At 67.6% G+C, this 26,271-nt stretch carries 28 protein-coding genes and 1 tRNA gene; 6 read left to right on the top strand and 23 right to left on the bottom strand.

The genetic code is table 11. The annotated features are described in order from the left end of the window. Positions 1-3: 3 nt before the first annotated feature. On the bottom strand, positions 4-1,233 hold the full coding sequence (locus KKR91_RS02350; protein WP_210231810.1) for a cupin domain-containing protein: 1,230 nt from the start codon (positions 1,231-1,233) through the stop codon (positions 4-6). A gap of 181 nt (positions 1,234-1,414) precedes the next feature. Between KKR91_RS02350 and KKR91_RS02345 the strand changes: the two genes are divergently transcribed. Beyond that, positions 1,415-1,864 (top strand): hypothetical protein, encoded by a 450-nt coding sequence (locus KKR91_RS02345; protein WP_210231811.1) that lies wholly within the window; start codon positions 1,415-1,417, stop codon positions 1,862-1,864. 3 nt (positions 1,865-1,867) lie between these two features. Here the strand turns inward: KKR91_RS02345 and KKR91_RS02340 are convergent, their stop codons facing one another. Further along, the gene (locus KKR91_RS02340) at positions 1,868-3,214 is read right to left on the bottom strand and encodes a chloride channel protein (protein ID WP_210231812.1); all 1,347 of its coding nucleotides are present in this window, start codon (positions 3,212-3,214) and stop codon (positions 1,868-1,870) included. A 72-nt stretch (positions 3,215-3,286) separates the two neighbouring features. Here KKR91_RS02340 and KKR91_RS02335 point away from each other — a divergent pair, with 72 nt between their 5' ends. The 5 genes from KKR91_RS02335 (at position 3,287) to KKR91_RS02315 (ending at position 8,009) form a co-directional block, all read left to right on the top strand. Further along, entirely contained in the window at positions 3,287-4,396 is a 1,110-nt protein-coding gene (locus KKR91_RS02335; RefSeq protein ID WP_210231813.1) for a hypothetical protein, read from the top strand. Between the two features lie 14 nt (positions 4,397-4,410). Next, on the top strand, positions 4,411-5,061 hold the full coding sequence (tmk, locus tag KKR91_RS02330) for a dTMP kinase (RefSeq protein WP_210231814.1): 651 nt from the start codon (positions 4,411-4,413) through the stop codon (positions 5,059-5,061). Next, on the top strand, positions 5,058-6,200 hold the full coding sequence (locus KKR91_RS02325) for a DNA polymerase III subunit delta' (RefSeq protein ID WP_210231815.1): 1,143 nt from the start codon (positions 5,058-5,060) through the stop codon (positions 6,198-6,200). Before tmk ends, KKR91_RS02325 begins: the two co-directional genes overlap by 4 nt. A gap of 63 nt (positions 6,201-6,263) precedes the next feature. Continuing rightward, the gene (locus KKR91_RS02320; RefSeq protein WP_210231816.1) at positions 6,264-7,835 is read left to right on the top strand and encodes an alpha/beta hydrolase; all 1,572 of its coding nucleotides are present in this window, start codon (positions 6,264-6,266) and stop codon (positions 7,833-7,835) included. A 98-nt stretch (positions 7,836-7,933) separates the two neighbouring features. After that, a tRNA-Thr gene (locus KKR91_RS02315) sits at positions 7,934-8,009 on the top strand. A gap of 231 nt (positions 8,010-8,240) precedes the next feature. On the opposite strand, the gene csrA is transcribed toward KKR91_RS02315, so the two are convergent. The 21 genes from csrA to fliG form a co-directional block, all read right to left on the bottom strand. Then, positions 8,241-8,510, bottom strand: coding sequence for a carbon storage regulator CsrA (gene csrA / locus KKR91_RS02310; RefSeq protein ID WP_210231817.1), 270 nt, complete (start codon positions 8,508-8,510; stop codon positions 8,241-8,243). Positions 8,511-8,556: 46 nt separating this feature from the next. After that, entirely contained in the window at positions 8,557-9,528 is a 972-nt protein-coding gene (locus KKR91_RS02305) for a hypothetical protein (RefSeq protein WP_210231818.1), read from the bottom strand. Between the two features lie 10 nt (positions 9,529-9,538). Next, the gene (locus tag KKR91_RS02300) at positions 9,539-11,566 is read right to left on the bottom strand and encodes a flagellar biosynthesis protein FlhA (protein WP_210231819.1); all 2,028 of its coding nucleotides are present in this window, start codon (positions 11,564-11,566) and stop codon (positions 9,539-9,541) included. Between the two features lie 14 nt (positions 11,567-11,580). Next, positions 11,581-12,711 (bottom strand): EscU/YscU/HrcU family type III secretion system export apparatus switch protein, encoded by a 1,131-nt coding sequence (locus tag KKR91_RS02295; RefSeq protein ID WP_210231820.1) that lies wholly within the window; start codon positions 12,709-12,711, stop codon positions 11,581-11,583. Further along, positions 12,712-13,470 (bottom strand): flagellar biosynthetic protein FliR, encoded by a 759-nt coding sequence (locus KKR91_RS02290; RefSeq protein WP_210231821.1) that lies wholly within the window; start codon positions 13,468-13,470, stop codon positions 12,712-12,714. It lies immediately after the preceding gene. 1 nt (position 13,471) lies between these two features. Further along, positions 13,472-13,747: a flagellar biosynthesis protein FliQ gene (fliQ, locus tag KKR91_RS02285; RefSeq protein WP_210231822.1), complete on the bottom strand. Its 276-nt coding sequence runs from the start codon at positions 13,745-13,747 to the stop codon at positions 13,472-13,474. Then, positions 13,747-14,619 (bottom strand): flagellar type III secretion system pore protein FliP, encoded by an 873-nt coding sequence (gene fliP, locus KKR91_RS02280; protein ID WP_420481414.1) that lies wholly within the window; start codon positions 14,617-14,619, stop codon positions 13,747-13,749. Before fliP ends, fliQ begins: the two co-directional genes overlap by 1 nt. After that, positions 14,616-15,122, bottom strand: a complete 507-nt coding sequence (gene fliO, locus KKR91_RS02275; protein ID WP_210231823.1) for a flagellar biosynthetic protein FliO — start codon at positions 15,120-15,122, stop codon at positions 14,616-14,618. The genes fliP and fliO overlap by 4 nt, the downstream gene beginning before the upstream one ends. Continuing rightward, entirely contained in the window at positions 15,123-15,818 is a 696-nt protein-coding gene (fliN, locus tag KKR91_RS02270) for a flagellar motor switch protein FliN (RefSeq protein ID WP_210231824.1), read from the bottom strand. Further along, positions 15,815-16,720, bottom strand: a complete 906-nt coding sequence (locus tag KKR91_RS02265) for a flagellar motor switch protein FliM (RefSeq protein WP_237687453.1) — start codon at positions 16,718-16,720, stop codon at positions 15,815-15,817. The genes fliN and KKR91_RS02265 overlap by 4 nt, the downstream gene beginning before the upstream one ends. A 62-nt stretch (positions 16,721-16,782) precedes the next feature. Then, entirely contained in the window at positions 16,783-17,661 is an 879-nt protein-coding gene (locus KKR91_RS02260; RefSeq protein WP_210231825.1) for an OmpA/MotB family protein, read from the bottom strand. Continuing rightward, positions 17,658-18,476: a motility protein A gene (locus tag KKR91_RS02255; RefSeq protein ID WP_210231826.1), complete on the bottom strand. Its 819-nt coding sequence runs from the start codon at positions 18,474-18,476 to the stop codon at positions 17,658-17,660. Before KKR91_RS02255 ends, KKR91_RS02260 begins: the two co-directional genes overlap by 4 nt. Then, positions 18,476-18,793 carry a flagellar FlbD family protein gene (locus KKR91_RS02250; protein WP_210231827.1) on the bottom strand — a complete coding sequence of 106 codons (318 nt, stop codon included), beginning with the start codon at positions 18,791-18,793 and terminating at the stop codon, positions 18,476-18,478. Before KKR91_RS02250 ends, KKR91_RS02255 begins: the two co-directional genes overlap by 1 nt. Before the next feature lie 153 nt (positions 18,794-18,946). After that, entirely contained in the window at positions 18,947-20,116 is a 1,170-nt protein-coding gene (locus tag KKR91_RS02245; RefSeq protein ID WP_210231828.1) for a flagellar hook protein FlgE, read from the bottom strand. Between the two features lie 12 nt (positions 20,117-20,128). Then, positions 20,129-20,659: a flagellar hook assembly protein FlgD gene (locus KKR91_RS02240; protein ID WP_210231829.1), complete on the bottom strand. Its 531-nt coding sequence runs from the start codon at positions 20,657-20,659 to the stop codon at positions 20,129-20,131. A 21-nt stretch (positions 20,660-20,680) separates the two neighbouring features. After that, the gene (locus KKR91_RS02235; RefSeq protein ID WP_210231830.1) at positions 20,681-22,150 is read right to left on the bottom strand and encodes a flagellar hook-length control protein FliK; all 1,470 of its coding nucleotides are present in this window, start codon (positions 22,148-22,150) and stop codon (positions 20,681-20,683) included. Then, a complete protein-coding gene (locus tag KKR91_RS02230; RefSeq protein WP_210231831.1) occupies positions 22,147-22,818 on the bottom strand; it encodes a C40 family peptidase in 672 nt (223 codons plus the stop codon). Before KKR91_RS02230 ends, KKR91_RS02235 begins: the two co-directional genes overlap by 4 nt. Beyond that, positions 22,818-23,249 carry a hypothetical protein gene (locus KKR91_RS02225; RefSeq protein ID WP_210231832.1) on the bottom strand — a complete coding sequence of 144 codons (432 nt, stop codon included), beginning with the start codon at positions 23,247-23,249 and terminating at the stop codon, positions 22,818-22,820. The genes KKR91_RS02230 and KKR91_RS02225 overlap by 1 nt, the downstream gene beginning before the upstream one ends. After that, on the bottom strand, positions 23,246-24,610 hold the full coding sequence (locus KKR91_RS02220; protein ID WP_210231833.1) for a FliI/YscN family ATPase: 1,365 nt from the start codon (positions 24,608-24,610) through the stop codon (positions 23,246-23,248). The genes KKR91_RS02225 and KKR91_RS02220 overlap by 4 nt, the downstream gene beginning before the upstream one ends. Beyond that, positions 24,607-25,221, bottom strand: a complete 615-nt coding sequence (locus KKR91_RS02215; protein ID WP_210231834.1) for a FliH/SctL family protein — start codon at positions 25,219-25,221, stop codon at positions 24,607-24,609. Before KKR91_RS02215 ends, KKR91_RS02220 begins: the two co-directional genes overlap by 4 nt. Continuing rightward, entirely contained in the window at positions 25,211-26,209 is a 999-nt protein-coding gene (fliG, locus tag KKR91_RS02210) for a flagellar motor switch protein FliG (protein WP_237687563.1), read from the bottom strand. Before fliG ends, KKR91_RS02215 begins: the two co-directional genes overlap by 11 nt. Positions 26,210-26,271 lie beyond the last annotated feature (62 nt).

Here is a 26,271-nt window from a genome sequence, read left to right as displayed (position 1 = left end):
CGGTCAGCCCTTCCGGACCTTCGACTGGTCGTACCAGATGACTGGTGACGGCTTTTCATTCATCGGCATGGACTCAACGAAGTCCGTGGAAACATTCAGGTGGTCTGCAACGATGTAGGCAGGGTTGGACGCCAGCCACTTGTTCGCCGAAACCTCGCTGTACTGCGGGTTCTTGAAGACCTCCAGGTAGACGATTCTCTCGTCGCCGATGTTCTGCACATAGTGTCCGGCGACCCGTGGAACCACACCGACGTCGCCGGCTTGGTAGTTGAAGGTCCGGGCAATTCCGCCGGAATCGAAAATCGTCATCTTCCCGCGGCCCTGCACCCAGTACTGCCACTCGGAACCGCTCGGGTGCCAGTGCAGCTCACGCATGCCGCCCGGTTCAATCTCGACGAACGCCGCGGAGATGGTCTTGGCCGCCGGGAAGACGTTTTCGTCCACGATCCGTACGGTTCCGGCCTCCGAAACGATGGGGGTGGCGGTTTCCATGTGGAAGCTGAACATGTCCGGCACCCTCCCCTCCGGTGTCGGCCGCTGGACCTCCGAGATGGGCCCGGGGACTTCGGCCTTAAAGATGTATTTCTCGTCCTGCGGGAAGGACGAAATATCTGCGACGTCCCTTTTCAGGTTGGCTGCCAGCACATCCCGCGGAACATGGGCGAACCAGTCGCTGAGCAGGAAGGTGTTGTACTCCGAAAAGTCCCCGTCGCTAAAGACAAGGAGGAATTCACAGCCCTGGTCCAGTCCCTGGATGCTGTGCGGCAGGCCGGCCTCGAAATTCCAAAGGTCACCGGCAACAACATCGTCGATGAAGTACCGCCCCTTTTCGTCGATGGCGGTGACCCGGGCGTTGCCCGTGATCATGAAGCCCCATTCCGCTTCCTTGTGCCAGTGCAGTTCCCGATATGCGCCAGGCTGCAGACACATGTTCACGCCGGCCAAATCGGTGGAAATGGGCAGTTCCCGGTTGGTCACTTCTCGCGTCCATCCGCCCGGCTGCAGGCGCTGATGGGCGTCGGAAAAGCTGAACCTACAGTTGGGAAGGACACCGCCGTCCCGGGGCGGCGGGACAAGCATGTCGGGATTTTCCTTGTCCCGCCAAATATCCCGGGGGCCCAGATCGATCCAGCCCTTCCCGTCTGCCTCACGGAAAGGCTGGGGAAGGTTGTCCGTCTGGACGCTGTCGGTTCCTGCGCCCGTCGAGGGCTCGACTCTTGTGGTATCCGTCATGAGATGATCCTTCACTCGATGCGGCTGCCGCCTGGCGGAGTCTCCGCGGCTCCGGCGGGTCACCTTTAAACGGTAGGACGGGCCAAAAAGGGTGTATACCTGCGTCGTCCTTTTGGCACGCAGCGGCAGTGAAAACGTGGGAGCTGTTCTCTTGCCGCCCGGCGTGGGCTACCCTCGCGACATGGAATCTGCCTCCCGGCTCCTCCCCGGCACAGACTTCGGCCTGACCATGTGGACTGCACCCAATCCCTTTGACGAACCGACTTCCTACGCCCTCATCCATCCGTATACGTCCGACGCCGGCACCGGCTTGGCGCAGACGGCCGCGGAACTTGGGCTGCGGCGCCTCGATGAAGACCGGGACATCCTGCCCCTGGGCACCAACATCATGTATGTCTCGCTGCGGGCCCAGCAGGTGGAATTCTGCATCCGTGATGAGATCTGGGCCCGCCACCCTGTCACGGACGACTGGACCGGCAATGCCATCGGGCGCCGGTATGTGGTCTTCGTCCTGGGCACCGAGCCGCTGATGGACGACCAGGACGCGGAGACCATCTCCGCGTACCTTAAGCAGCACGCGAGCATTTACACCGCACTCGTCAAGATCCGGCTGCGTGTGGATAAACCCTAGGACTTAGGTCCCCGGGGACGGCGGGAACGGCTCCGCCTTCCACTCCGGGTTGATGCGGAGGGACCGTTCGCGCAGCGAATCATAGACCGGAGCCGATCTCACCGCCATCGCTGCCAATACTGCCGCTCCGGCCGCCACCAGCATCGGAACAGTTACCGTGGTGATGGCCGTCATCTCGATGATCAGCACGATCCCGGTGAATGGCGCCCGCACCACAGCCGCGAACATGGTCGACATGCCGACGATGGCCATCGCTGTTCCGAACTGATCACCAAGCTGCGGAAACACCCACCGACAGGCTTCTCCAAACAGCACCCCGGCGAGGGCTCCCAGAGCCAGCAGCGGTGCAAACAGTCCGCCGGGAGCCGCTGCGGCGTAGGAAAGCGGTCCTGCCAGGAACCGGATGGCGAGATAGGCCAGCAGCGCCGGGACGGTGAAGGCTTGTCCGGCCAGCAGCAGCTGGGTCAGTGCGTCACCGCCGCCAACGGCAAGGGGATCCACAAAGACCACGGCACCGACCGCGGCACCGATTACACCCCCGCGCACTGTTCCCGGCAGGCGGTGCAACCCATCCGCGACAGCCAGCAGGCGTATTAGCACCACGTTGTAGCCGGCCCCCAGCAGCCCCAGCAGTGCGCCGAAGACAGCAAAGAGGGGCAGCAGGAACAGTGGTGGATTGCTGACCGCGGAAACGGAAAAATCCGGCTGGTCGCCAATGATCAGCCGGGCGCATCCGACGGCCACGGCCACGCCCAGCAGGGTGGGGACGACCATGCGCCAGCGGAAGGACTTGGTCACTTCCTCGAAAACGAACAGGGATCCGCCCACCGGGGCGTTGAACGCCACCGCCAGGCCCGCACCGGAAAGGGCGATCTGCATGGCCGCCACGTCGTCCCGGCCCATCCGCGCGGTACGGGCCACCGCCAGCCCGATCGCCGAGCCCATATGGATGGTCGGCCCTTCCCGGCCCAGCACCAGCCCGGCACCGATGGCCAGCGAACCGCCCGCGAAACGCACCGGGATCACGCTCAGCGGCGGCGGCATCATCTGGTTGCGGTAGACAGCTTCCACCTGCCCGATCCCGCTGCCCGCCGATCGCGGCGAGAACCGCACGAGGGCGACGGCGAGCGCGGCGGCAGCAGCGCAGACGAGGACCGGCGCAAGGATGCCCCCGGGGATGTCCTGGGCCCAGCCCGACAGACCGCTCCGCAACCGGTCCAGTTCGTGCAGCACCCAGCGGAACGCACCACCGACAAATCCGGTTCCGGCACCTGCCAGGATGGCAGCAACGCCGAGCACCAGCAGGTTCCCCGGGGCATTGGCACCGCCGCTGTCCTTCGCTCGCGCCATAACAGCCTCCCAGCGATAGAAAATTCATCGTATGCATCGCCGGTGGGGTGGCAAAGACCTAGGCTTTGACGGATGAATGCGAGGACCAAATCCCATCGGGTGCCCGTAGTGGTTTTCGACGACGGTTCCCTGACCCGGAACGGACTTGAGCGGGTGGCCCGCTACGCTTCCGAGGCCCATCTGGTGGGCGGCCTACGCGGGCCTGCCCTGACCGGGCTGCTGGGCGGCTTCGGCGTGCCGGTGCGCGAACAGGCCCCCGGCGACGCGGGCATTGGCCCTGCCGCGGAACTTGCTGCCTCCCGCGCCGCAGTGCTGGTGACCGGCACGCCGCTGGACCCCCAGGGGTGGCTCACCGCGCTGGCTGCTGCGGCAGACGGAATTCAGCGAAACGGCTTGGTGGTCCATGTTCCGGCCGCCGGGCACACCGGCTCGGCCGGGGTGACAGCCTTGACGCCGGCGGCGCAGTCGTGGACCGGGCCGCTGGGCGCGGCGTTCAGCACCGTGGCCGCGCTGCATGCCGACACCTCCGCAGGCTCCGGGGAAGCAGCGGACGTGTTGGAAGCCGGCGCCGCGGATTGCCTCTTCATTTCCGCAGCCGTGCCGTACCCGGAACAGGTTCAGGAGCCGGCTGCGGAACCGGCATACGCCCTCAGTGCCGCCGATACGGTGCTGGCGGTGCTGACCGACACTGCTATTGAGGTGACCAACCGGTCGCCGGTCCGCGTCCGGGTACGGGTGCGGCTGGGTGCAGCCGGGGAGCCCGCGCAGGATCTGGGCGCCGTCGAAGCTGATCTGGATTCCGGGGTGTACGGGAGCTTTGCGCTGGCGGATGTCGGGTCCCTGGCGGGGCTCGAGCCGCCCCACGGCGTCGAACGCCATTGGAGCCATGAAACGGAAACGGTGTACGACGGCGGCACCATCCACATCAACGGACTGGACATCCGGTTCCTGGACGTTGACGGGGAAACGATAGCGGTGGGCAGCTACGGGACCCGGCAGGGCCTGCATGTGGGGGTCAATGCGTCCGAGCTGGGCAAGGTCCTGGGGTCCTCCCTGACATCGGTGGCTGCCGCATTTGAGCGGATGGCGGCCCGGCGCGGCGCCGCGTTGGCGGATTTGCTCGGACTCCTGGCAACGCCCCGGGAGCAGTCCTCCCTGGCACCGGCCTCCCAGCCTGACTAGGTAGGCTAGGGAGGGTGAGTACAACTGATTCCCCCGCCGGCACCGCAGGCCTGTTCATCGCATTCGAAGGCGGCGACGGCGCCGGCAAATCGACGCAGGCCCAGCGCCTGACCGCAGCCCTGCAGGAGGCCGGCCGTACCGTGGTCCGCACCCGGGAGCCCGGCGGAACCCCGGTGGGCGAGCAGCTGCGCTCCCTGGTGCTGGAACACGGCAACGGCGAGATCGATGCCCGCACCGAGGCCCTGATCTTCGCCGCTTCCCGGGCAGCTCACGTGGCCCAGGTGATCCGGCCGGCGGTGGAACGCGGCTCGGTGGTGGTCTGCGACCGCTACATCGACAGTTCAGTGGCCTATCAGGGCTCGGGCCGGTCCCTGGGCACCGAGGAGGTGCGGCAGCTGAACATCTGGGCCACCGAGGGCTTCACCCCGGACCTGACCGTGCTGCTGGATGTGGATCCGGAACAGGGAAGGTTACGGCGCACCGCCGGTGACGCCCCCGAGGACCGGATGGAGTCCGAGCCGGATGCCTTCCATCTGCGCATCCGCCGGACTTTCCTGGAACAGGCCACGACGGATCCGGGACATTATCTGGTGCTCGACGCCGCACGCCCTGTGGATGAGCTGGCCGGCGCCGTCCTGGCCCGGGTACTGGAACTGCTGCCGTGAGTGTCTGGGATGATCTGCAGGGCCAGGCACCGGTAGTCGACCAGCTGCGCCGCGGCGCCGCCCAGGCCACCCCCAACCACGCCTGGCTGTTCACCGGCCCGCCCGGCTCCGGCCGGTCCAACGCCGCCCGCGCCTTCGCCGCGGCCCTGCTCTGCGACCAGCCGGACCCGGCGCTGCGCGGCTGCGGCGAGTGCAAGGCATGCCGCACCGCCCTGGCCGGGTCCCATGCCGACGTCACTTCCGTCACCACGGAGAAGGTGACGATCAGCATCGATGAGGCCCGGGACCTGGTCCGCAAGGCCCAGGACAAGCCCTCCACCGGCCGGTGGCGCGTGATCATCGTCGAGGACGCCGACCGCATGCAGGAACGCAGCACCAACGTTCTGCTCAAGGCCATCGAAGAGCCGCCGCCGCGCACCATCTGGCTGCTGTGCGCCCCCAGCCCGGGCGATGTCCTGGTGACCATCCGCTCGCGCTGCCGTGCAGTGAGCCTGCGCCTGCCTCCGGTGGAGGACGTCGCCGAGCTCCTGATCCGCCGGGACGGCATTGACCCTGCCATCGCCCGGGATGCTGCCCGCGCCGCGCAAAGCCACATCGGCATCGCGAAGCGGCTGGCAACCGATGAGGGCGCCCGCAGCCGGCGCGAGGCGATCGTGAAGCTGCCACTGTCGCTGCGCAATGTGTCCGGGGCGATGAAGGCCGCCGCCGACTTGGTGGCCCTGGCGGAGGCCGAAGCCACCAGTTCCTTTGAACAGCGCGACGCCGCCGAGAAGCAGTCGCTGCTGGCCTCGCTTGGCGCGGGGGACGGTGGCACGCTGCCGCCGTCGATCCGCAGCCAGGTAAAGCGGCTGGAGGAAGACCAGGTCCGCCGGGCCAAGCGGTCCAAGAACGATTACTTCGACCGGGCCCTCACCGATCTGCTCTCCTTTTACCGGGACGTCCTGATGCTCCAGGTCGGCAGCGGAGAAACCCTGGTCAACGAATCGCTCCGCCGGGAGCTGACCGAGTACGCCTCGCATGGCTCACCGGAGCAGACCCTGCTGCGCATGGAGGAAATCAACGTGGTCCGCCGACGGCTGGTATCCACAAACGTGGCACCGCTGCTGGCCATCGAGGCAATGGCCGTTAGCCTGTTATAACCGGTGCGGGGGTGCTCGCACCTTCCGCACTCCCGCACCCCAGCAACCGCACCAGGAGCAGAAATGACCCCAGCCCGCCGCCGATTTGCCCCGCTCGCGCTGGCTGCGGCCTCCGCCGTCGTCCTCCTGTCCGGGCTGGTGTCCTGTACCGGAGAGGACTCAGGGAGGGAGGCCGCCGGGCCTGCGCAGCCCTCGGCGGGCACTGTTACGGCCGGGCCGGACGTCATCGGCGACGTCCCGGCAGACCTGGCGCCCTTCTACAGCCAGGCCGTCGTGTGGGAGCCATGCGAGGACGGACTCCTCTGCGCCACCGTCGAGGTGCCGATGGACTACGCGGATCCGGATGGGAAGGCCATCGAGCTCTCCGCCATCCTGGCCGGGGCCGAGGGCGATCCGCAGGGCACCATCCTGCTCAATCCCGGCGGACCCGGAGGTTCGGGCTACGACATGGTGAGCGAGTCGCTGGAGTTCGTGACCACAGACCGGCTGCGCGAGGACTTCAACGTCCTCGGCTTCGATCCCCGCGGAGTGGGCCGCTCCACTCCCGTCCAGTGCCTCACCGACGCCGAGATGGACGCGGAGCGGTCGGAGTACCTGGACGCCTCCACACCGGCCGGGCTGGAAGCCGCCCGGGCCAGCGCCCGGGAACTGGCGGCCAAGTGTGCCGAGAAGTCCGGTGACCTGCTGGGTTTCGTCGACACCGTCAGTGCCGCCCGGGACATGGACATCCTGCGGGCCGTGGCCGGCGATGCCAAGCTGAACTATCTGGGCTTCTCCTACGGGACCTTCCTGGGCGCCACCTACGCCGAACTGTTCCCGGAGAACGTGGGCCGGATGGTCCTGGACGGCGGCATCGACCCGGCGGCCAGCAACGAGGAAGTCACCCTCGGCCAGGCGCAGGGCTTCGAGAAGGCCATCCGCGCCTACGTTGAGGACTGCCTGTCCGCCAGCAACTGCCCGCTGTCCGGCACCCCCGAGCAGGCAATCGAAACGATCCAGGCGTTGTTTGCCTCGATCGAGGCAAGCCCGATGACAGCGTCCGACGGACGGGTTGTCACAGTCTCCACCTTCGTCAGCGGCTTCATCCTGCCGCTGTACAACGACGAAAACTGGCCTGCCCTGACCCAGGCGCTGGGCGATGCGCTGCGGGGCAATCCGTCCTACATGCTCCAGCTCGCCGATCTTAGCGCCGACCGCCAGCCGGACGGCACCTATGGCTCCAACAGCACGGTAGCCTTCAGCGCAGTCAACTGCCTGGACTACCCGATGACCGCCGACGACGAGCAGATGCGCCTGGATGCCAAGGAGCTCGAGGCGGCTTCCCCCACCATCGGGAAGTACCTCGGCTACGGCGGCGTGACCTGTGAGTCCTGGCCTGCGGGGCCGGTCAACGAACCGCACGAGATCCACGCCTCCGGTGCCGCAGACATGCTGGTCATCGGCACCACCGGAGACCCTGCCACACCCTACGAGTGGTCGGTGGCCCTGGCCGGGCAGCTGGAATCGGCAACCCTGGTGACCTGGGAAGGCGAAGGCCACACCGCCTACGGCCGCGGCGACCAGTGCATCGCTGACACCGTGGATGAGTACTTCATCAACGGAACGGTCCCATCCGAGGACACTGTCTGCCCCTAGGCTTCTGGGGCCCTCCGCCGGCCCGTTTTGACCAGCAGGGCCGCGGCATATAAAGTAGTTCCTTGTGGATTCTGGCCGTTACCGGACAGGTGAAGCCCGCCTCCTTAGCTCAGTTGGTAGAGCGTCTCACTCGTAATGAGAAGGTCGCCAGTTCGATTCTGGCAGGAGGCTCCACAGAAAAACCCCTGGAAATCGCTGATTTCCGGGGGTTTTTTGTTTTGTCCGGGTTCCAGAGTCCCGGGGTTGCAAGCTGAGTGCAGCCGGCCACCTGGGCCACTGGTATGACTGCGGATCCAGACACGCGCCCAACACGGCCAGCGCGGTGGCCCGGGTTGTTCCCTGCCGTTTCAGGCCCGGCTGCACGGCTTAAGGCTAGCGCGGCAAGGGCTCACTGGCACCGGAGCCTTAGGATTCGGGGGGCGGTGCCACAGGCGCCGCGGGGGGCCGGCGGGCAGCCAGCATGGCCTTGATCCGCTGTTCTGCCTCCGGGGCTGCATCCGCCGCGGCAACGTTGGCCTCTTCCACAGCTCGCAGGACTTCCTGGCGCTGGATCTTCACCCCGCGCGGAGCATCGATGCCGATGCGCACGCCGTCGCCCCGCCCCTCAAGGACGGTGATGACGATGTCGTCTCCGATCAGGATCTGTTCTCCTGATTTACGTGTTAGGACCAGCATTTTCCCACTCTATCCCACGTCTCCGGGCACCCCCGCTGGACGTGCGTCATGCCAGCACCGGTGCAGGTGCCGGGCTGCCGTCGAGCCAGCCGATCGGCAGGCGCAGCGAATTAACCGTCTGCGGCGTGGCGGTGGCTTCCAGCCCCTCCACGGCCAGCGCCTCGACGACGGCGGCGGCCCTGACGGCACCGACCCAGGCTGCGGTGTCCTCCTCCTTGCGGCCGGCGTCCACCGCCACCCAGAGTTGATCAGCGGCCAGGGCAGCCAGCAGTGTGGTGTGCCGGGCGAGCTCCGTGACGCCCCGGCCCAGCCCGTAGGCGAGGAAAATGCCATAGCCGCCCATCACCCCTGCTGCCCGCGCCGCAGCCACGGCGCGGCGGTCGCCGGCCCGGACGACGTCGTCAGGCGCCAGCAGGCCCGCGGCCCGCACGCCGGAGGCGCCGGCACCGGCGGCCCGGGACATGGACCGGCAGACTTCCAGCGGGTCGGTCCCCAGGCCGACAACGATCACGAGGTCTCCCGCACCGTGCAGCGGCTTCGGGGCCACCGGAACGCGGGGCAGCGGCTCCGGAGGAGGAAGGAACCCCGCCGGTTCCGGCAGCGGGGCGTCCGGGGTTTCCGTGCTGAAGGTCAGTGTGTCCATTAGTTCCGCGAAGGCCGGCGACCCGGTGGAGACGGCGGCCCGGGCGGGGACCGCAGCCTGGCCGGTGGGCAGCGCGGCTCTGGCGGTGCTGGCAGGGAGCGCAGCGGGGCGGGCAGTGCCGGCGGAAACCGGAACCTGCAGCAGGCCCTCGGCCTGTTCCGCGCGGTCCAGCAGCGCTGCGATGCCCGCGGCTTCCCGCCGGGCATCGGGCTCCCCCGGGGCCCGGCGCCGGCCGCGTGCGGGAAGCTCCACCGTGACCTCGTAGTGGTGTCGGGCCAGGAACCCGCCGATTCCTCCTACAGTGACTTTTTCGGCAGCGATGATCCGTGCGCGGGGGCCGTGTTCGGCCAGTACCCGCGCCTTGAGGTCGTCCATGGACGGCCCCTCAAGCTGAAATCGTCTCGGTTCCACGAACCACTCCTACTGTTTCAATGCTGACGTTTGCTGCCGTGACCTCTGAATATGAAAGTACAGGGAGTCCACCGGTCTGCGGTGCGACGAGCCGTCGGATCGCCGGCCGCAGCGCCGGCGCGCAGACCAGCACCGCCGCGAAGCCGGCGTTTTCCGCTGCCGCAACCGCGCTCTTCAGCGACGCCATGACCGCGTCGATGCGCGCCGGATCCAAGAGTATCTGGCTGCCCTGGTCCGAGGGACGCAGCGCCTCCAGCATGGTCTGCTCCAGGGCCGGATCAATCATGATCACGCGCAGGACGTTCCGGTCGATGTACTGGCTGGCCAGCGCCGGTCCGAGGGCCTGCCTGGCAGCCTCCACCAGCTGTTCGGGATCGGGCGAGACCTTGGCACGCAGCAGCAGGGACTCGTAGATACGCGGCAGGTCGTTGATGGGAATCTGTTCGGCCAGCAGCCCCTGCAGCACCCGCTGCACTTCGGCCAGCGACAAGACGGCGGGGATGAGTTCGTCCACGGCGGACGGGCTGACCTGCTTCACGCCCTCGGTCAGCACGCGCACGTCCTCGCGGGAGAGCAGCCGGGCGGCGTTGGCCGTGATCACGGCCGAAAGATGGGTGACCAGCACGGAGACCCGGTCAATGACGGTTGCTCCCGACATTTCCGCGGCATGCCGCATTTCGTTGGGCACCCATTTGCCGGCCAGCCCGAACACCGGCTCCACGGTTGCCGTCCCCGGCAGCCCCTCCAGATGGTCGCCGAGCGCCAGGACCTTCCCGGCAGGAGCTTCGCCGCGCCCCGATTCGACGCCGGCGATGCGGATGACGTAGGTGGAGGAGGGCAGGTCCACGCTGTCCCGGGTGCGCACCGGTGGAACCACGATCCCCAGCTCCATGGCGATCTTCCGGCGCAGGGACCGGACCCGGGCCAGCAGGTCGTCCGAGCCGCCGGTCACGATGGACACCAGGTCCGGAGCCAGCATGATCTCCAGCGCATGCACCCGCATCTGCTCGATCAGGTCCTCGGTGGTTTCCGACGCCGGCTCATTGAGCTGGGCCAGTTCGGTTTCCTTGCTTGTTTCCTCGGCGGCATCCCGGGCCTTGACCCGCTGGGAGGCGAAGATCAGCAGTGCGCCGATCACGATGAACGGCAGCTTCGGCATCCCCGGGATCAGGGCCATCACGATGGCGGCCCCGCCGGCGATCATCAGGGCGTTGCGGGACTGGCTGAGCTGGTTCGAGGCCGTGGAACCCATGTCGGCCTCGGCGTTGGACCGGGTGACGATCATGCCGGTGGAAACTGCCATCAGCAGTGCCGGGATCTGGGTAACCAGGCCGTCGCCGATGGTCAGCAGGCTGTAGGTGTTCACGGCTTCGCCGATGTCCATCCCCCGCTGCAGCATGCCAATCGCGATGCCGCCGACGAGGTTGATGATGATGATGATCAACCCGGCGATCGCGTCGCCCTTGACGAACTTCGAGGCGCCGTCCATGGCACCGTAGAAGTCAGCCTCGGCGGACACCTCGGCCCGGCGTTCCCGGGCCTGGGTATCGGTGATCAGGCCGGCGTTCAGGTCCGCGTCGATCGCCATCTGCTTGCCCGGCATGGCATCCAGGGTGAAGCGGGCACCCACTTCGGCAACACGCTCGGCACCCTTGGTGACCACCACGAACTGGATGACCACCAGGATCAGGAAGATGACGGCGCCGATGATCAGGGAGCCGCCCACCGCGACATGGCCGAATGCCTCGATGACCTGCCCGGCGTAGCCCTCCCCCAGCACCAGCCGGGTGGACGCGACGTTCAGGCCCAGCCGGAACAGGGTGGCCACCAGCAGCAGCGACGGGAACACCGAGAAGTCCAGCGGCTTGCGCACAAACATCGTGGTCAGCAGGATCACCAGGGCCAGCAGGATGTTGATGATGATCAGGATGTCCAGGAGGACGGCCGGGATCGGAACGACCAGCAGCAGGATAATGCCGATGACGCCTACGGGAACTGCCATTTTGACGATGTTTTTCACGTCGCCGCCTTACGGTGGGAGGGAGTTGAGGTAACGGGGAGGCCCTGGACCGGGGCCATGGTGTGGACGCCCGATGCGGAGCCGCGGGTCTTGAGGGCCATCACGAATGCCAGGATCCTCGCTACGGCGTTATAGAGGTCTGGTGGGATTTCCTGTCCCAGCTCGCACGATGCGTGCAGTGCCCGGGCCAGCGGAATGTCGCGGACCATGGGCACCTTCTTGGTTTCCGCTTCCTCGCGGATGCGGGTGGCGATGGTGCCCGAACCCTTGGCAGTGACGCGCGGCGCGGACTTCCCGGGTTCGTATTTCAGCGCGACGGCCACGTGCGTGGGGTTCACCAGGACGACGTCGGCGTCCCCGACGGCGGCCATCATCCGGTTGCGGCTCATCGCCAGCTGCCGCGAACGGCGCTGGGACTTGATGAGCGGATCACCTTCGGTGTTCTTGTTCTCGTCCCGGACCTCCTTGAGCGTCATCCGGGTCCGTTTCCGGTTCCGCTTCTGCACCACGAAGATATCCGCAACGGCAAGGGCCAGTCCGGCAGCCACCGCTGCCTGCAGCAGTGAGGCCACGCCCCCGCCTGCAGCCTCCAGCACAGCTGCCACGGGAAGCCCGCCGGCGGTGGTGAGGACCGGCATCAGGCCCTGGATCACGATGTACAGGACCAGGCCCACCACGGCGGTTTTCAGCAGGGCCTTCACCCCGTTCCAGAGCGCCTGCGTGCCGAACACCCGCTTCACTCCGGAGATCAGGTTGAACTGTTCGTACTTGCCCTTGAACTTTTTGACGTGGATCCCGCCCTGGAGTGCCGCGGTCAGCAGCACGGCGCCCGCCACGACACCCAGCAGCGGGCCCATGATGAAGCCCAGGGCTGCCAGCCCGTCGTCGAGAATGGTCAGCGCCAGCAGCGGGTCCGGGTTCTGGGCAATCACGTCCACGCCCAGGAGCCCCTCGGATCCAGCCTGCGCGCCGCGGCTGAGTGTCATGGGCATCATGGCACCGGCCGCACCAACGCCGACCCAGGCGGTGAGGTCCTCGGAGCGGGAGAGTTGGCCCTTTTCGCGGACCTCCTTCATCCGCTTGGGTGTCGCCTGTTCGGTCTTTTCGCCGGAATCCGCCTCAGCCATCTAGCCCACTCCCGACAGGGCCCGGACGATGTCCTGGGTCACGGCCGCCACAATGCGCGGCAGGGCCACGAAGACCACTGAGCCCAAAGTCAGCGTCATCAGGATCTTCAACGGGAAGCCGAGCGCAAAGGCGTTCAGCGCAGGGGCCACGCGGGTCAGCAGGCCCAGGCCGGCGTCGGCGAGGAACAGCACCACCAGCAGCGGTCCGGCAATCTGCACTGCTGCCACGAACATCTGGGTCACGGCGGAAACCATGGTGGACACGGGATCGGCAAGGTCCAGTCCTCCGCCCAGCGGAAGCGCGGAGAAGCTGCGCATCAGCCCGCCGATGATCAGCTGGTAGCCGTCGGACGCGAACAGCAGCGCCAGCGCCGTCATCTGGAAGAGCCGCGTGAACTGGGCGCCGTTGACCATGGACTGCGGATCAAAGCCCTGGGCCAGGCTGAATCCGCCGAAGAGGTCGATCAGGTTGCCCGCGGACTGCAGCGCGGAGAAGATCACCAGCACCAGGAACCCCAGCACAAAACCCACAAAGAGTTCCAGCACCAGAGCGGTGAAGTAGTCTGCGGTGCCCAGCGACGTGTAGCCCTCGCTGGCGACCGGCGCCACAGCCAGGGCGAGTCCGATGCCGAGCATCGCCTTCACCCGGGCGGGAATCGCGTTATAGGAAAAAGGGGGCGCGACCACCAGGAACGCGACCATCCGTGCACCTGCCAGCATCACCGCCTCCAGCCATTCCTGGTTGACGCTGATTCCCACCTCAGCCTCCGCCAAGCAGCTGCGGAATTCTCGCGAACATCTCGTTGGTGAAGGACACCATCTCGGAAATCATCCAGTGCCCGCACACCAGCAGGGCGATCCCGACGGCGATGGCCTTGGGCACGAAGGAGAGGGTCACTTCCTGGATCTGGGTGATGGACTGCACCAGGGACACGGCAAAGCCGACCACCAGGGCGGTGATCAGCACCGGGGCGGAGAGCTTGGCGGCTACCCATAATCCCTGCAGGCCAATGTCCAGGACTGAATTCGTATCCATCAGGTGCCGCCCTGATAACTGTTGATCAGGGAGGTGATGACCAGCCCCCAGCCGTCCACGAGGATGAACAGCAGGATCTTGAACGGCAGGGAGATCATCACCGGCGGGAGCATCATCATGCCCATGGACATCAGCGCCGCGGAGACGACCAGGTCGATCACCAGGAACGGAATGAAGATAACGAACCCGATGATGAAGGCGGCCCGCAGCTCGGAAATCATGAACGCGGGAATCAGTGTCAGCATTGGCACCGATTCCGGGTTTTCCGGATTTTCCCGGTTCGCGGCGCGGGTCATCAGCGCCACGTCCTCCTCGCGGGTATGCGCCAGCATGAACTGCTGCAGCGGCCCGCCTCCGGTGTTCAGGGCGCCGTCGAACGTCAACTCGCCGTTGAGGAAGGGCTGGACGGCGATCGTGTTGATCTCCGTCAGCACCGGAGCCATGATGAACAGCGACAGGAACAGGGCCAGGCCGGCCAGGACCTGGTTCGGCGGAATCGAGGGCAGCGACAGCGCGTTGCGCGTCATGGCCAGCACCACGAAGATCTTGGTGAAGGACGTCATCATCAGCAGCAGCGACGGCGCCACCGAGAGCAGCGTGATCCCGATCAGGGTCACGACGGCGGAGGACGGACCGCCGTCGGCTCCGTTGATGTCGATGGTCAGGCCTTCCCCGTCGCCGGGGGCGGCGGGGTCGGTGGGCGCCGTCGGGTCAGCCGGTGCCGTGGGGTCGAAGGTGACGGCATGGGACGGTCCCGCAGTGACCAGGAGGACCGCCAGCAACAGGCCGGCTGCCAGCAGCGCAAGCGTCAGGAGCCGCAGGGGGCTTCCCGGGGCGCGGCCCGGCAGGGGACGCCGAAGAGCGGCGCTCACCCGTTCCTGCCCCGGCGTACTGCGGCAGCGGCCTGGCGCCAGGTGGACGGTGAGAGCACGGACCCGGCCAGGGGCGATTCGGAATGCGCCGGCTGCCCGTTCAGGGCATGCGCCGGTCCTTCCGCGCGCCGCCGCGGAGCGTGCAGGCTGGCAGGATCCCCCAGGGTTGTGTCCACGGTGCCCTTGGGCCCGGTGTCCTTGTTCCCGGCCCCGGCGGCTTCAAGGTAGTCCTCGAAGGACGCCGCCGCCGGCTGTTCCGCCTCGGACGTGTGCAGCACATTGACGGAGGCCTCGGTGACACCCAGGAGGAAGCGCTGGCCGCCGGTTTCCACCACCACCACTGACGCCTTGGGGCTGATGGCCTGCCGGGTCACTACCTTCACCAGCGGCTCGGCTCCGGAGTTCCGTGCATCCCGGGTGAGCCGGCGCTGGAACCACCAGATCAACGCCAGGACGGCGCCGAGGGAAACCAGGACCCGCAGCGCAAGTGTGGCTGTTTCCACCTAGCTGAGCCCCTCGGCCACGTCCAGGATCTTCGTGATGCGCACGGCGTAGTCCTGGTCGATGACCACTACCTCGCCGTTGGCGATCAACCGGCCGTTCAGCAGGATGTCGGCGGGCGCACCTGCGGAACGGTCAAGCTCCACCACGCGGCCCGGCTCAAGGTTCAGGACGTCGCGGACCGCCATCCGGGTATGCCCGATGGCCACTGTCAGGGCCATCTCGACGTTGTTGATGCGGCTGAGCTTGCCTGCCATGGCGGAGTCGCTGCCCAGTCCGTGCGCGGTGTCCCGCAGCCGGATCGCGAACCAGCCCGCGCGGCCCTCGGGTGCGTGCAGCTCAAAGATGACGGTGGACGGGTGGCTGAAGAGCGCTGACGCGTCCTCGACCCGGGCGTCGCCCAGGACTCCGACGCCGAGGGTGGAGCCGGCAGCTTCGAGCGCCGGGCGCAGGATGTCGGCTTCGGAAAGCAGGGGCGAGTCCGACCCGGCCACGTCAGCCAGCGGGGTGTTGCTGTTCAGGACCAGGGCCAGGTCTGCCGATTCGGAACCGACAAAGGACGCGGTGACTGACGCCGCTGTTTCCTCCAGCGGCATTCCGGGACCGGCGTACGGCAGCGGTTCCAGGACCATCGCGGTCGGAAGCAGACGGACCAGGGCCGATGCGGCGTCTGTGTGCAGGGATGTGGGGATGCTCATAAGTTATTCTCCTCGGTACTGACAATGACGCCGGCCAGGCGTGAACCGCTTGACCCTGCCGCTGCTTGGGCCAGCCTGCGGCCTCCAACGGTGACGTTCAGGGGACGGTGGCGGGCGTGGCCCAGGTTCAGGACATCGCCGACGGCAAGGTTCAGGACCATTGCGGGTTTGACCGTGATGTCGTCCAGCTGCAGCAGGACTTTCACCGGTACGTGGGCAAGCTGGCCGCGGATCAGTTCCGCCGGGGGCGTGGTGGAAGGGGAACTTCCTACCGGATCCAGCTGGGGCAGCAGCGCCTCGGATGGAATGGCGACAGTCGCGGGCGCAACCGTCTCGCCGACAACCATTTCGAATGTCGCCACGATCATGGGGTCCGCGGAGGCCGCTGCCTGGGCGAACTGGGAGTTGTACTGGATCGACGACGGCGTCATCGGCGCCCGCAGCAGCGTGCCGAGGGAGTAGTGCAGGTCATCCAGCGCGTCGTCCATGATCCGGCCCAGCAGCGCCTGTTCGATCTGGGTGAATTTACGTTCCGGTGAAACCCGCTGGCCCGTGCCGCCGAGCATGTGCCCTACCCAGGACAGGGCTGCGGCGGTGGGGAACTGGATGACTGCCTTGGCCTCGACCTGGGGGATGTTGAACAGGACCATTCCGGTCACGGCCGGCAGGCCGGCGGCGTACTCGTCGTAGCTGAGGATTTCCACCCGCTCGCTGGTGACCTGGGAGAGCACCCGGACCTTGGCGGTCAGCTGGGTGCCCCACTGGCGGGCAAAGGTATCAAAGGCCATTTCCAGGACCCTCGCATGCTCGCGCGCGAGGGTGGTGGGACGGCGGAAATCGTAGGCCTCAGGGGAGGCGTTTTTCGAGGGCACGCCAAGGGCAGTTGTTTCATGGACCGTCACGAGTGCCACTATCGGCACCGGCGACTGCGGCGTAAGCCGTTCGGAACGGCTTTTAACCCCTGCTAGTGCGAGGCGGCGGCAGGCTGACCTGCGACGATCCCCGGCATCAGTTGCCGGACCTCCTCGGTCTGCCCGGAAAGCACCACAATGTCCACGCGGCGGTTCTGCGCCAGCTCGGCAGGGGAAGTTCCCGCCGTCAGCGGCCGGGATTCGCCAAAGCCCACGGCCTTGACCCGGGTATAGCCGATCCCGGACTCCTCAACCAGATAGCGCAGCACGGTCACGGCCCGGGAGGAGGACAGCTCCCAGTCGAGGGCGTTGTCCGTAATCTGGCGCACCTGCGCGGTATGCCCCTCCACGGAGGCGTGGTAGCTGGTCGGAGCGACGATCGGGCCGATGGTCTGCAGGACCTGCACGGCCTGGGAGGTGAGGTCTGCGGCGTCTGGGGCGAAGAACATCTCCGAGCTCACCAAGCGGATGGTCAGCCCGCGGTCATCGATCTCAAAACGAACGGTATCGGCCAGGCCCTTTTCCTGAAGGCCGGTCCTGATCTGTTCCTTGAGCAGTGTCAGGTCCTGGACCTCTGCGGCTGCGGCTGCCAGCGCGGCCGGATCGGCGACGTCCGGGACCTCAACCTCCGCTACGCCCGGGGAGGGAAGAGTGGCGTCGGGTTCAAGGGCTTCTGTGCCATCCACCTGGTCGGGAGAGGCAATGATGCCGACGGCGGTGTCCACGGTATTGGATTCCACTTGGCCGAAGCCCGTGGCCAAGGACTCCCGCAGCTCCTCGAACTTTTTCTGGTCGACCGTGGACATGGCGAACAGGACAATGAACATGCACATCAGCACGGTGACCATGTCCATGTAGGAAGCCATCCAGCGTTCGTCGGGATGGCTTTCTTCTTCTTCCTTGCGGGTGCGGCGGCGCCTCGGTGCGCTCATGCCGCCTCTTTGGAAGCTTTGGGCTGTTTCGGCGCCTTGGGTTCTTTGGGTTCCTTGGTGTCGGCGAGGGCATGGGCGGGAACCATGGCCCGCAGCCGCTCGCCAAGAAGCCGCGGCTGGCTGCCGGCCTGCAACGCCAGGACGCCTTCCATCAGGAGGACCAGTTCATCCGCTTCCAGGTCAGCGAGCCGCTTGAGCCGGGTGCTGATCGGAAGCCACAGGAAGTTTGCCGAGAGCAGTCCCCATAGGGTCGCGACGAACGCGGTGGCGATCATCGGGCCGAGGGTGGATGGGGTGTCCAGGTTCTCCAGCACGTGGGTCAGGGACACGACGGTACCGATGATGCCGATGGTGGGCGCGTAGCCGCCGAGGGCGTTGAAGAACTTGACCGGAACCTTGTCGGTTGCGGTCTTGGTGGCGATCTCATCCTCGAGCAACACCCGCAGCTCTTCGCCGTCCGTGCCGTCGGCAATGTTCTGCAGGGCGGTGCGCAGGAACGGGTTTTCGGCCTCGCCGGCATCCTTTTCCAGCGCCAGGAGGCCTTCACTGCGGGCCTTTTCGGCGAGCAGGACCACGGAGGCAATGGTCTCCCGCGGATCCGGCGTCTTGCCCTTGAAGGCCCGAGGCAGCGCCTTGATGGACAGGATGAAGTCCTTGAGCGTCCCGCCGGCCAGCCCTACCGCGAGGGTGGCGCCGAAGACCAGGATCATGGGGGCCGGGATCAGGATCGCCGAGAGGTGGGATCCCTCGAGGGTGATCATCGCGTAAAGCGACCCGAAGGCCAGTACCAGCCCGATGATTGTTGCGAGATCCATTAGACGTTCCTTGGGCGAAGTGGCACGGTTTTGCCTGCGGCCGGACTTCCGCCGGCGGGAGGCTCGGCGGGCACGTCGGGGACCAGCCCAAGGGGCTGTCCGGGGCGGAATTCCATCGCCGGCAGGTCCCGTGCCATGGAAATGACCTGGGCCCGGTAACCCGCTATCAGCTCGATGACTTCGGTCAGGCTTTCCGTGACGATGTACTTGGCGCCGTCCACCATGACCAGCGTGGTGTCGGGGGTGGAGTGGATGCGCTCAATGAGGTCTGGATTGATGGCGAACCGGGCATCATTCAGCCGCGTAAGAACAATCATGAGCCCGTCCCGGTTGTATGGCTGGCTTCCAAGAGCCATCACACCTACTTTCGGCTTCCCGCGGCGGTTCGTTAGCAACAAGAAGGCCTCACCGGACCGCATTTGCGGGCGGCCCGGTGAGGCCTGTCACTCACGCAGTGCGCGAGTGTGGGGTTAGCGCTTGAGGTTGGTCAGTTCCTGGAGCACTTCATCCGAGGTGGTGATGATTCGAGCGTTGGCCTGGAAGCCGCGCTGCGCGACGATCAAGTTGGTGAATTCCTGGGACAGGTCCACGTTGGACATTTCCACTGACCCGGCAACTACCGAGCCGTTGCCCGCCACGCCCGGTCCACCGATGACGGCGTCGCCGGAGTTGGCCGTTGCCACATAGGAGGAGCCGCCGACCTTCTCCAGGCCGCCGGGGTTGGTGAAGCTGGCCAGCACAATGCGGCCCAGCGACTGCTTGGCGCCGTTGGAGAAGGATCCCACCAGCGTGCCGTCGCCTCCCATGGACCAGGACAGGAGCGTGCCGGCGCTGCGGCCGTCCTGACCGGTGACCGCCAGGGTGTCGACCTCGGCGAAGCCGGTGATGGCCGAGAGATCCACGGTTGCCGTACCGACGGTAAGCACCGCGCCGGCCGCGGTGGCCGGCGTCATCTTCCCGCCGTCGAACGCTAGGACGGTCTCAGCGCCGTTTGCGGCAACATCCCAGCCGGCCTCCGTCTTGGTGAAGGTGACGGGCACCGTGGTGGACCCGCCCTCGGCGTCGAACATCTCCAGGTCACGGGTCAGCTTGGTGCCGGTCGCTGCGTCATTGGGCAGGTTGCCCGCCATGGTGGCACGGTTGGTGGCGGCCGCGGGCACAATGGCGTCGGTCGGGATGGTGAGGTCGATCGGGATTCCGCCGTCGGCAATGACGCCGTCGGTGGCCTTCCAGCCCTGGACCAGCGCGCCGTCGGACGTTACCAGGCGGCCGCTGGCATCAATGTCGAAGGCGCCGGCACGGGTGTACTGGACCTGGGCGCCCTGGCGGGTCACGAAGAAGCCCTCGCCGTTGATCATCATGTCGGTGCCGCGGCCGGTGGCCTGGGCGGAGCCCTGCGTGAAGTTGGTGCTGATTCCGGCGACCTGCACGCCGAGGCCCACCTGGGCGGGGTTGCGGCCGCCGGCGTTGGCGGCCGGGGCCGTGGCGCCCTGGGTGAGCTGGGACAGGGTGTCCTGGAACTGGACCGCTGAGGCTTTGTAGCCGGCGGTGTTGACGTTGGCGATGTTGTTGCCGGTGACGTCAAGCATGGTCTGGTGCGAACGAAGTCCGGAAATGCCGGAATACAGGGAGCGGAGCATGGGAAACGCCTTTCAGCTAACGGGTTGGGTGGACGAGGCGGAGCCGGTGCCTGCGGGAGTGGTCTCCACAACAGAGTCCGACGCCGGGGCAGGCGGGATGACGGGTGCGGGATTGGGCTCGGGGACGGCTGCCGGAGTATCGACGACACCGGAAATCCAGTCGAGCTGGATTTCCTTGCCGCCGACGGTCACGGTGGGCACCGCGTTGACGAAGGAAACCGAGGTGGCAACCCCCGTGACTGAGACGCCGTCGGTGCCGGTGTAGGAGACGGTCCGCCCGATCAGGGCGGCAGCCGAGGTCCGCATCTGCAGGGAGAAGTTCTCCTCGTCCAGGCCGGCCATGGTGGTCAACTGCTCCATCATCGCCAGTTCCGTGGTCTGCGAAATCATCTGGTTGGTGTCCATGGGCGAGCTGGGGTCCTGGTTCCGCAGCTGGGTGACCAGCAGATGCATGAAGACCTCGCTGTCCATGGTCTGTTTCGGTTCACGCGCGGCCGCAGCGGTCTGGACGCCGCTGGATGGTGTAACTGCCTCAACGGGCATAGGTGGTACTCCTTTTCATGCTCATGCCATGACGTCCAGGGCGGTGGTGGTTAGGTGTGATCCGGGGCGGTGCCCGGTTCCGGGCGTTCCGCGGGCTGCTCCTGCAGGTTCTGCAGGTTCCTCCGCGGTGACCCGCTGCCGGGCATTGCGCTCACCGGCTTCGGCGGCGTCGCGTCCGGAGCCGTCACCCGGATGGTTCTCGTTGGACAGCGTCAGGGTGGCGGCAGGGCCGGCACCCCCGCCGGCAAGGTCGCGGCGAAGATCGGCCAGGATCACGCGCAGCGCCTCCCTGCCGTTGTCGTTGGGGGCAAACATCTCCACCCGCACCCCGTCGCTGCTGATCTGCGCACGAACCGTCACCGGTCCGAGGTTCTCGGGATTCACCTTGAGGGTGATCACGTGTTCACCGGGCCCGGCTGCGGTGAGGTTGATCAGGGGTTGGGAAACCTGCCCCAGCAGCGGGCCCGCATTGGCAGGGGCGGCAGGCGCAGCGGCTGGCGCAGCAGCGGCCGTTGCCGGCACGGTCAGCGGCGCCGGGGCGGCGACGGGCGGCAGTGGCTGGGCCGGTCCCGGTGCCGGTGCCGCGGTTTCTCCGGCGGCCGGCAGGGCGGCGACGCCAGACGCAGCGGTGCCGACTGCAGCAGATGCCCCCGTTGCCGGCAGGTTCACGCTGACCGGTACCGTGCCGGCGAACTTGGCAGCCATCCAGTCCCCTGCACCGTCTGCGACCTGCCCGGAGGCGGCGGGAACGGCGACCACTGTCTCTGGCAGGACGGGCGCGACGGCGGTGGGAGCCGGTGCGGCCTGTCCACTGTTCGCTGCCGAAGCGGCGGTCGTCGACGCGGCCGCGGAGGTGGCGGTGGCTGTGGTGGTGGACGTGCCCCGTGCGGGCGACGCTGCGACGGCTCCGGGAGTAACGGCGGCCGCAGCGGCGCCAAGCTGCTGCGCACCAACGCCCGCAGCAGTTCCGGCCGGGTCAGCCATCGGCGCCGTCGTGGCTGCTGCAGCGTGCGGAACCGCCCGCGCCGGTGCTTCTCCGTCTCCGGCAGCGGCGGACGGGTCGGCGGCCTGGGCTGCGGCGGAATCGGCGGCGCCGGCTGGCATGCCTGCCGAGACCGGCGTTGCGGTGGCAGCCACAGGGAAGGGCAGGGCCCATCCGGCGGGAGCAGCGGCCGGCTCGGCTGGCGCCTCTTCTGTACCGCTCGCTTCTGTACCGCTGGCCTCTGTAACGCTGACACCGGGCAGTGTGGGTGCGTCCTCGGCGCTGGCCGCATTCGCCGCAGTGCCCTCCCGTCCTACGGAGGCAGAGGCGCCGGAGCCGGCCGCCGTCGTCGTGTCCCGTTGTGAAGCCGCACCGCGGGTGGCAGCGTCCTGTACCGCGGCGTCGAAAGCCAGGGCGTTGGACGCCGATCCGCCGGCCGACTCACTGCGGCCGCGCTCATTGCGGCCGGTGCCGGCGGCGGGAAGCGGGGACCCCAGGGTCAGGTTCATGCGGACGCTCCCAGCAGGGAGGCCTGTGCCGCACGGGCCGAAGCCACCATGTCGGTTACGGCCGAGGGCGATGCGGCACCGGCGGTTTCGGTCGGCAGGATGCGGCGGATGGTGGTCAGGTTGGCGTCGGTTTCCCAGGCGTCGCGGATCTGGATGGTTTGCCCCGGCTGCGGCGCGTCCACGGCCTTGCCGTTGCCCAGGTAAATGGCCACGTGCCCGCCGTCGTGGCTGATCAGCAGGTCACCCGCCTGGGCGGCTGCCATTGACGCCACTTCGGTACCGGCGTTCATCTGGTCCCAGGTCACACGGGGCAGTGAATAGCCCAGGTCCTTGTAGACGTTCTGCACAAAGGAGGAGCAGTCCAGGCCAACCGCCGGGTCGTTTCCGCCCCAGACATAGGGCAGACCGAGGTACTTCTGGACCGCGTCCAGCACCTTGCCGGAGTCCGCTGTTCCGCTTCCGGAAGCCGTGGCAGTTGTGCCGCCCGCTGCCGTGGTTCCGGTCAGCGCGGCCATGGTGGAGGCAAAGTCGCCGCCGCTGGCCAGGGCCGAGGCCGCAGCGGAAGAACCGGAAGTAGCAGCAGGCGCCGCTGCAGCCGGTGTGGTGGAGAGCTGCTGGAGGGTGGTCCGGATTTCGGCCACGCGCCCAATCGCATCGGTCATGCCCATTAGTTCGATTCCTTCTGCCGGCGCTGCCAGGCGGTTCCTGCAAGTTCGTCCAGTACGGTCTGTTCCATGCGCAGGTCTGAGGCAGCTACCTCGCCGGCGTGACGCGTTTCCAGCTTTTCCAGTCCCACCGATTCGGCGCGGGCCGCGTGGAATTCCTTCCGGGCGGCACCTGCTTCTTCTGCCCGCAAGGCGCCCAAGGCTGCCAGGTCGGCCAGCATTGCCCGCGATGAGGCACGGGCGGCAGCCACGGCCGAAAGGGTGGCGCCGTCCATGACTGCCGCCGGGCTGTCCAGCAGGGCCTGGTACGCCTGGGCCTGCACCGCAGTGGTTTCCCGGACCCGGGCATTGGCCGCGGCCAGTTTGCCTGCCGCAGATTCCTCCTGCAGCCGGCGCAGCCGCAGCAGCCCCGCGAGGGGGAAGGCCCGGCTCATCCGGCAACCCCGAGGGTGCGGATCAGCTGGTGCAGCTGGACCCAGGCGTTGGCGGACGGCGTCTGCTCATCCATCCGCTGCTGCAGGAAGCTATCGATGGCGCCCTGATGGTCTACTGCCGCGTCCACGAGCGGGTTGGTTCCCCGCTGGTAGGCGCCCACGTCCAGGAGATCCTGGGCGGCGCGGCGGGCGGCCATGACCTTCCGCAGGGTGGCCGCAGCACTGCTGTTCTCCCGGGCCGTGACCCGCGAGGCGACGCGGGAAATGGAAGCCAGCGCGTCGACGGAGGGGAAATGCCCGGACACCGCCAGCTTCCGGTCCAGGACCACGTGGCCGTCGAGGATGGAGCGGGCTGCGTCGGCAATGGGTTCGTTGTGGTCGTCGCCGTCCACCAGGACGGTATAGATCCCGGTCACCGAGCCGTGCTCGCCGGTGCCGGCGCGTTCCAGCAGCTGGGCCAGGACGGAGAAGGTGGAGGGCGGATAGCCGCGGGTGGCGGGCGGCTCGCCGGCGGACAGGCCGATTTCGCGCTGGGCCATGGCCACGCGGGTCAGCGAGTCCATCATGAGCACGACGTCGGATCCGCCATCGCGGAAGGACTCTGCGATGCGGGTGGCGAGGAAAGCCGCCCGGAGGCGCATCAGGGCCGGGTCGTCGGAGGTGGAGACCACTACAACGGAGCGGGCCAGGCCTTCGGGACCCAGATCGTCTTCCAGGAACTCGCGGACTTCACGGCCGCGCTCCCCCACCAAGGCGATCACCGAAACCTCGGCGTCGGTACCGCGGGCAATCATGGACAGCAGCGAGGACTTTCCGACGCCCGATCCGGCGAACAGTCCCATGCGCTGGCCCTTGCCGACGGTGGTCAGCGTGTCCATGACACGGACACCCAGCTGCAGCGGCGTGGCGATCCGGGCGCGCTGCATGGCGTGCGGGCTCTCGTTGGCCAGGGGCACCATGGGCCCGCTGCGCAACGGCCCCTTTCCGTCGATCGGATTTCCCAGGCCGTCCACGACGCGTCCCAGCAGGCCCAGACCGGTGGGAACAAGCAGGGGGCGGCCCAGCGAACGGGCGGGTGTGCCGGCGGACAGGCCCACCAGCCGGCCGTACGGCATGCAGCGGATTCCCCCGCGGGTGGCCGCCACTACTTCGGCGTGGACAATTCCGTCGCCTTCGCCGATGGTCACCACGTCTCCGACGCCGGCTTCCAGACCTTCGATGTCCAGTCCCAGTCCGACGATGGAGGATACCGATCCCACGCGGATCGGCGCAGCGGCACGCCTGGCTTCCTCGAAGCGGAGGGACAGCCCGTGTCCGGGACGGAGCCCGGAAGCCGTGGGCCGGTCAGTGACGGCGGTCATGCGGTGCGTCCCAGCAGGGCGGTGCGGGCCCGTTCCAGGGCCGAAGACAGAGTGGCGTCTAGGTAGCCGTGGGCGAAATCGGTCATGGCGTCGCCGCGGTTGAGGCTGCGGTCGGCCTTGAGCCGAACGTCGGCCGAGGAGATGGTTTCCAGGTCCAAGGCGGCCAGGTCATCGGGGTGCAGCCGGACGGCGCGGACTTCTTCGCGGGACACGCCGTGCAGCGCGCGGGTCAGCGCCGCGCGGGCCGAGGTTTCGGCGTCGTCGAGCTCCTGGCCCAGCAGGGCTTCGGCCAGCTCTATGGCGGCGGCGGCGAGGGAATCCTGGACTTCTTCAGCCACTGGCACGGCCGCCTGTTCCAGGCTGCGGACGGCCCGGTTCAGGACCTGCAGGGTGGCGCGGATGTCCGCGCGTCCGGCTTCGAGGGCAGCTTCGTGCTCCGCGCGGAGGCGGGCGCGCAGCTGCTCGGTTTCGGCGACCGCTGCCCGCAGGCCTGCGGCGTAGCCGGTGGCGTGCCCGCGGGCCTGCTCGTGGATGTTGACCCGGGTCAGGTCAACATTTTCCAGCGCCGGGTACGTGAGCCGGGAGTATGCCTGGACAGACTCAGTAGACATATTCGTCCTCGTCCGCGTGGTGGACGGTGATGATGCCCTGGCCTTCGAGGTCGCGGATGACGCGGACGATGGTGGCGCGCGCTTCCTCCACCTGGGACAGGCGGGCCGGACGGCCGGCATTGATTTCGTCGTCGAGCATTTCGCGGTTGCGCTCGGAAACGTTGGTCCGGATGGCGTCGTTGACTGTCTCCGAGGCGCCCTTCATGGCCAGCGCCAGGATGGTGACGTCGATGCCGCGCAGCACCAGCTGAACATCGCGGCGCTCCAGCTTGACGAGGTCTTCGAAGGTGAGCATCCGTGAGCGGACTTCCTCGGCCAGTTCCGGGTCGCGGGCTTCCAGCGCTTCCAGGAGCGCGCGCTCGGTGACGGCGTCGGCGCGGTTGATGATGTCCACCAGCGGCTGGATGCCGCCGATCGCGTTGGCGGTGTCCCGCGCCGCGCCGACGGCCGCGGCCCGTTCACGCAGCGTATCGGCAACCACGCGGACGGCTTCCGGGGTCGCGCGGGACATGGTGGCGATGGCCTGGGCGACGTCGGTGCGCATGTTGCTGCCCAGCCCGGAGAGGATGGCCGAGGCATGCTGCGGCCGCAGGTGGGCCAGGACCAGCGCCACGGTCTGCGCCAGTTCGCCTTCCAGCAGTGACACGATCTGCGCAGGTTCGGCGCGTTCCAGGAAGTCGAAGGAGGCCCCGGCCATGGAGGACGCAAGCCGGTCCATCACGCCGGAGGCCCGTTCGCTGCCGAATGATGCCTCCAGCAGGCCCATGGCGACGTCGCGGCCGCCGTGTGCCCGGTGCTTGCCGGCCAGCGTCAGTTCGTAGAAGTCCAGCAGCGTCCGCTCGGCTACATCGGGTGCGACCCTCCGCATGAGTACGATCTCGGCGGCAATTTCCTGGGCCTCGGCCTCGGTGAACTGTTTCAGGACGCCCGCGGCGCGCGCGGTGTCCATCTGCATCAGGATGATGGCGGCCTTGCGGGCTCCGCTCATGGCCGCGACGGCGGCGGCAGCCGGGTCAAGCGCTGCGTCCGGAGCCTTCACCTGCGCGACGG

Source organism: Arthrobacter jiangjiafuii, assembly GCF_018622995.1.
Lineage (GTDB): Bacteria > Actinomycetota > Actinomycetes > Actinomycetales > Micrococcaceae > Arthrobacter_B > Arthrobacter_B jiangjiafuii.
Note: the sequence above shows the minus strand (reverse complement) of the source record. Positions and strands in the feature narration are given on the sequence as shown.